The sequence below is a fragment of the Shewanella sp. MF05960 genome (genome assembly GCF_050849305.1).
Lineage (GTDB): Bacteria > Pseudomonadota > Gammaproteobacteria > Enterobacterales > Shewanellaceae > Shewanella.
Window position 1 is genome coordinate 1 of sequence record NZ_JBOZPS010000039.1, and the last position, 4,925, is coordinate 4,925.

Consider the following 4,925-nt stretch of genomic DNA (forward strand, 5'->3'; position numbering starts at 1 on the left):
GCCGACGAAGATAAGCATTGTTGGAAAACAAAAGCGATGCATGATGAATCCATCGATGCTTGAAGCAGTATTAAAGGCTGGATTTAGTAGTTAGGTTAAAAATTAAACACTCATGCGGTGACCCTGGGTAACCGTATGAGTTTGTTTTTTATTCACAATAAATGATTACAACACTCATTTACGTCCAATGAATCATTAAGCGATAACGTACTGAAAAAAATAAGTTTTAACAACATACTATGAGTATAATGGTTCGCCGTACAAACAGAATAAGTATGATGTTAAATTGCAGAAGACATTTGAAAAATATGACAAAAAGTAAACTTTCTAACGCTTTGTGGGTTTTACCCTTTTTTTTAGTTGCACCATGTAGTGCTTCTCAGCTTGATAAGGCAGAAAGTATATTTAAATGCCACGCTGATCAGCCTAAATCGATAGATGTTGTTATTAGTAAAATGGATAACTCGTTTAAATTAGAGCAATTTAATATTGAGAGTTCAAAGCTTGCTAGTGCAGCGCTAATTAGTGATGTGAGTAAATCGAGCTACCACCGCTCTTTAGTGACAGAGCACAGTATGACTTTCACGTACGGCGATAGTGAAGTCTTAGTGAGTGACTACTACAGCGAAGAACTTAATATGATTACTAAAGAAACATCAGTAACAATACAAAAAATTGGTACAAAAGAATATTGGCTTTGTGATGATTCAAGCTTTAGTCAGTTGGGCTCTATTGAAGATTTCTAGTTAGTTACATAGGTATGGCTGAATTACTTATGTCATTGCAATTAATGGTCTTTTATAGTGATTTTCAATATCCATCTGGTAAAATATTGCCCGATTCGCCTCATAATTAGGTCTGACAGCGGTATGAACCTTGCAGACCGTGGTGGTCAAAATGCCTGGTGTGGCTCTTTTGTTGCTTGGGTGATGAAACAAAATAATTTTGAACCCGTGAAAAATGCTTTTAGAGCGAAATCGTGGATTGATTTTGGTAAACCAATAACTCAACCTGTTTACGGTGCTATAGGCATTAAATCAAGGCAAGGTGGTGGGCATGTAGCGTTTGTTGTAGGGCAAAGCGTTGATGGTCAGTATTTGTTTATGCTCGGAGGTAATCAAAGTAATAGTGTGAGAGTTTCTAAGTATAAAAAAGAGGTATGGGATGATTTTGTTGTCCCTTCCAACTTTGATTCATCATCGGCCTCTTTACCTATTTATACTCAAAAGTCATCGATTGCAGGAAGTGAAGCATAATGAAAAAAATAATAGTCATCCTATTCTTGTTAGTCGGTGTTATACATTCCGCAATAGCTCAAAGCGTCGTTTCATTAGAATTAAACGGTTTTATACAAGCAATCGAAAATGTTCATTATCTTGCTAAAATAAAAGTCACTAAAGTAGAAGTAACGGTCCAAGATGATGGATTAGAAAAGCAGGTTTATTTTGCTGACGTTCTTGATACCTATAAAGGTGAATTTCACAAAAAAATAAACTATGAAATGCTTGTGGAGCAAGGTGAGGATATCGTTTTTAATTCGACACCTGTTTATGTCGCACTGTGTATAAATAGTACAGGAAACTACTACTGGCCCGGTACTGGCTCAGAATTCAAACTTTCAACAGCAATTGACTTATGGTTAGCTGAAAACAAAGAAAAATTGATAAATATGGACACTGTCGAAGGATGGTGTAAGTAACCTGAACTCGGGATAACAAAAGGTTTTCAAACAGCCCTTTGTCTCGCTAACGGTGTTGAATGAACTTGCAATAGGCCAGCTATTGACGCATTAATTCGCCTTGTTAGCAAAACAAATGACAAGTTTGAATATTTGAACCCTAATGATTTGATTCTAAGAATTTTACTCCCATTTCTTACCCCGAGTTCACTAACCTAATCCGTTGGGGAATATCTCATAGAAATGGAATTATATCGTTAGATTGTCAAAAATCAGTTCACGAAAATTAAAGAATTACAGATTTTATTTCTTATTAAAGTCAACTATGACAAGGATAATACGATGTCATCGATAAAAATAACTCAAGCTGTCGGGCTGGGTGGCGCAAACAATCTAAACGATGTAAAAACAGTACAAATGGCTTTAAATAAATTACTCAATTTCATTCCTCCTACAAAATCATTAATTGTTGATGGCCGTTTAGGCTCTAGGCCTGAAAGCGCTAAAACTGTTGCTGCGATAAAGCTATTTCAAAGTAAAGTGCTCAACATGGTGCGACCAGACGGTAAAATTGATGCTAATGGTCGAACTCATCGAAAGATGAATGAAAAGTTGGCCGGTAGCATTGGCTTAAATATCGGGCTTACATTAAGGGTAAAAGGTATTAACTTATTAAAAGCAATAGAAAATTTTAGAGGCAACCCTTATGATGATCAAACTGGTTTTGATATAACAGCATGGGTTGAAGGAGCAACCATTGGATATGGTCATTTAATTACTAAAGGTGATTGGGCTAGATACAGTTCTTCGATTACAATATCTGAGGCATCTATTTTATTTGAACATGATTTAGCCCCTTATGTTCGAGATGTGAGGCAACAAGTAAAAGTAGCACTAACTCAACAACAATTTGATGCACTTGTTATTTTTACCTTTAATATCGGCGGTTCAACTTTAAGTCATCTTCGGTATTAACGTTAATTAATGACTCTGCAGCACTGACATCCTATCCGAATTTAGAGTCCGCTTGGAAAGCATGGAAAAAATCTCAAGGGATTGTTAATAAGGGCTTAGTTAATCGCAGAAATTGTGAATGGAATATTTATACAAAAGGGATCTATAAAGAATGGTAAAATTAACAAAGATTATTTTTTTAACTTTTCAACTGTTCGTTATTTCACCGTGTTTCGCTATAGATAATCCTGATGCTCCAGATTATGTCAGCGATTTTATAGCTGATGCACTTATTTATGAAAATAAGTTGTCACAATGTAGTTGTAGTTCTATTGAATTAACTGCTGAATTTGAAGCGTTTAATCAGTTTTTAGACCAACGTCTAGTCCATTCTGAGCGTCTAGTTAATCATTTCGTAACAGGTGATGAAAAATTACTATTTAATGATTCACAAGCTTCTTGGGAAGCTTATGCTAAAAAAGAAAGTGATTTTATACTAGCTAATTGGACAAAAGAAAGTTTCGGTTCTTCTTACTTGTTGTCTCGATTAGATTATCTAACCAGCATCAAGAAACAGCGAATAATAACCCTTTATTATTATGCAAAAAACTACCCACCTTTATGACTTATGTTGTCCTTCAATTCTTATTCAACATCACCTCCAGTTAATGCGTTCGTTGCTTAACTGGAGTTATTTCATAGTCTTAGTGATTATTTGTCTAGCACCAGTATTAACTCAATAAACTTATCACTATAATATTTTACGCCTAATTTTATACCGAAATTAGCCTAAATCAACATCATAAATACCATCAACAACGTAAAGGAATACTATGCACGATATATTTGGCGAAATTAGACGCGAATTTTACACTCAAACAATCAAGGAGTGGTTAGGTTGGATTGTGGGGACATTTCTGCTTGTCGTGTTGATTAAATGGTTTGCTCAACAATATGACGTCCCTGAATTTGAGTTTCATGTCTGGGTTTCAGCGACGCTTTATCTCTGGTATGTCTCGACTATTAGCTTATTAATCGGTAGCACCTACTTTATAGCCCGTAATGCTCAAACTATGTTAGAGAGGCGAGCAACACACCCTCAAAAGCCCGACAGTATTGATTTAACCAATGATTTGGTCAGAGTTAAAAAAATCAAGATTAAAGCCGCGACTATTGCCGTCGTTGCACATGTTATTAATGCCGGTCTTGTTTACTTTGTCACAGGCCACGTGCCTGGCATGACGTCTGAATATCAATTGTATGCTGTGATAGGTGTGTTTGCGATAGCAGCCATTAAACCTGCGATGTTAGCGGTAAATGCGGTTCGGATGGAAATTTTTGGCATGATTGAAGAAGCTGATTATCCACAACAATCTGTAGCTGATTTATGGCGAGTGGTGAATGACTTTAACGACTATGAAGAACGATTAGAAAAAGTATTTGAACGCATAGAAGACGTTAAGCAGGAGTTTAGTCGTGAAAAAGAGATTGCGATTTCTGATATTGTTGAAAAAATAACAGTATATAAAGCTGAATTACACGCGGTATTTGATGAAAAAATAACACTTTTCTCCACATCAGATAGCACAAGAGAAGCAGCTTATCATGCGTTAAAAGAAGCGCAGGCACCACTCAGTAAAGAAGTCTGTAAAATATTGGCGGAACTGCAAAACTTACAAAGCTTTGTGATTGATTTACGTGATAAAAATATTAAGGGTGAGCAATTGATGTCAGCATTAAAAGAGTTTGGAATTGAATCATTGGCTGATTTAAATGTGAGTTTTCAAAAATCGATAGTGACGCATAATCCTCCCTTACGAAGTGTGCCATCGCCAATAGTAGATGAAGGCATACCTAGCTAAAAACGTCTGATTTTTATAGTTCGATTGAGTGATGATGAGGGTGTGTTACAGGTTAACGCACCTGCTTTAACTATGGCTTAAGTGTTATACCCTATACTATGCGCTTGTCGAAGATAAGGTCATGTAACAGCCAATTGTTCCTGTTGTTGAAGATGGTACGCTACTACTTAATCACTGTGGTACATCACATGCTCAGTCTTCCTCATTAGTTTACATGTAATTTACACCGCTTTGACAGCTGATAATAATGCCCATCTAACAGGTTTTCTGGATGATTGCAGTTTGATGTTGAGTTGTCTTTATCGTAAGCGTCTAGCGAAGTACACCTAGCATCGATGTTCTGATTATCTAAAAATACCTGCTCAATGATAAATTTGGAGCAGGTGATGAAAACATACAGAACAACTACTCAGTGGCAGATGCTACTTCAA

Annotated in this window: 6 protein-coding genes and 1 pseudogene; all 7 read left to right on the forward strand. The window is 36.2% G+C overall.

Annotated features, from left to right (window positions below):
• Window positions 1-271 precede the first annotated feature (271 nt).
• A pseudogene (locus ACROAE_RS20265) lies at window positions 272-322 on the forward strand (hypothetical protein); the annotation flags it as partial.
• Complete coding sequence (locus ACROAE_RS20270; protein WP_432406030.1) at window positions 309-746, forward strand: hypothetical protein; 438 nt, start codon at window positions 309-311, stop codon at window positions 744-746. The pseudogene ACROAE_RS20265 and the gene ACROAE_RS20270, both read left to right, overlap by 14 nt.
• 123 nt (window positions 747-869) lie before the next feature.
• Window positions 870-1,256: a TIGR02594 family protein gene (locus ACROAE_RS20275; protein ID WP_432406033.1), complete on the forward strand. Its 387-nt coding sequence runs from the start codon at window positions 870-872 to the stop codon at window positions 1,254-1,256.
• Complete coding sequence (locus tag ACROAE_RS20280) at window positions 1,256-1,699, forward strand: hypothetical protein (RefSeq protein ID WP_432406035.1); 444 nt, start codon at window positions 1,256-1,258, stop codon at window positions 1,697-1,699. The genes ACROAE_RS20275 and ACROAE_RS20280 overlap by 1 nt, the downstream gene beginning before the upstream one ends.
• Before the next feature lie 321 nt (window positions 1,700-2,020).
• A complete protein-coding gene (locus tag ACROAE_RS20285) occupies window positions 2,021-2,653 on the forward strand; it encodes a glycoside hydrolase family protein (RefSeq protein ID WP_432406038.1) in 633 nt (210 codons plus the stop codon).
• Window positions 2,654-2,804: 151 nt separating this feature from the next.
• A complete protein-coding gene (locus ACROAE_RS20290; RefSeq protein WP_432406041.1) occupies window positions 2,805-3,257 on the forward strand; it encodes a hypothetical protein in 453 nt (150 codons plus the stop codon).
• Window positions 3,258-3,465: 208 nt separating this feature from the next.
• Window positions 3,466-4,494: a hypothetical protein gene (locus ACROAE_RS20295; protein WP_432406043.1), complete on the forward strand. Its 1,029-nt coding sequence runs from the start codon at window positions 3,466-3,468 to the stop codon at window positions 4,492-4,494.
• Window positions 4,495-4,925 lie beyond the last annotated feature (431 nt).

Excerpts from the sequence above, each read along its gene's own strand:
- ACROAE_RS20270 (WP_432406030.1), top strand. The coding sequence starts at position 309 with ATGACAAAAAGTAAACTTTCTAACGCTTTGTGGGTTTTACCCTTTTTT.
- ACROAE_RS20275 (WP_432406033.1), top strand. The coding sequence starts at position 870 with ATGAACCTTGCAGACCGTGGTGGTCAAAATGCCTGGTGTGGCTCTTTT.
- ACROAE_RS20280 (WP_432406035.1), top strand. The coding sequence starts at position 1,256 with ATGAAAAAAATAATAGTCATCCTATTCTTGTTAGTCGGTGTTATACAT.
- ACROAE_RS20285 (WP_432406038.1), top strand. The coding sequence starts at position 2,021 with ATGTCATCGATAAAAATAACTCAAGCTGTCGGGCTGGGTGGCGCAAAC.
- ACROAE_RS20290 (WP_432406041.1), top strand. The coding sequence starts at position 2,805 with ATGGTAAAATTAACAAAGATTATTTTTTTAACTTTTCAACTGTTCGTT.
- ACROAE_RS20295 (WP_432406043.1), top strand. The coding sequence starts at position 3,466 with ATGCACGATATATTTGGCGAAATTAGACGCGAATTTTACACTCAAACA.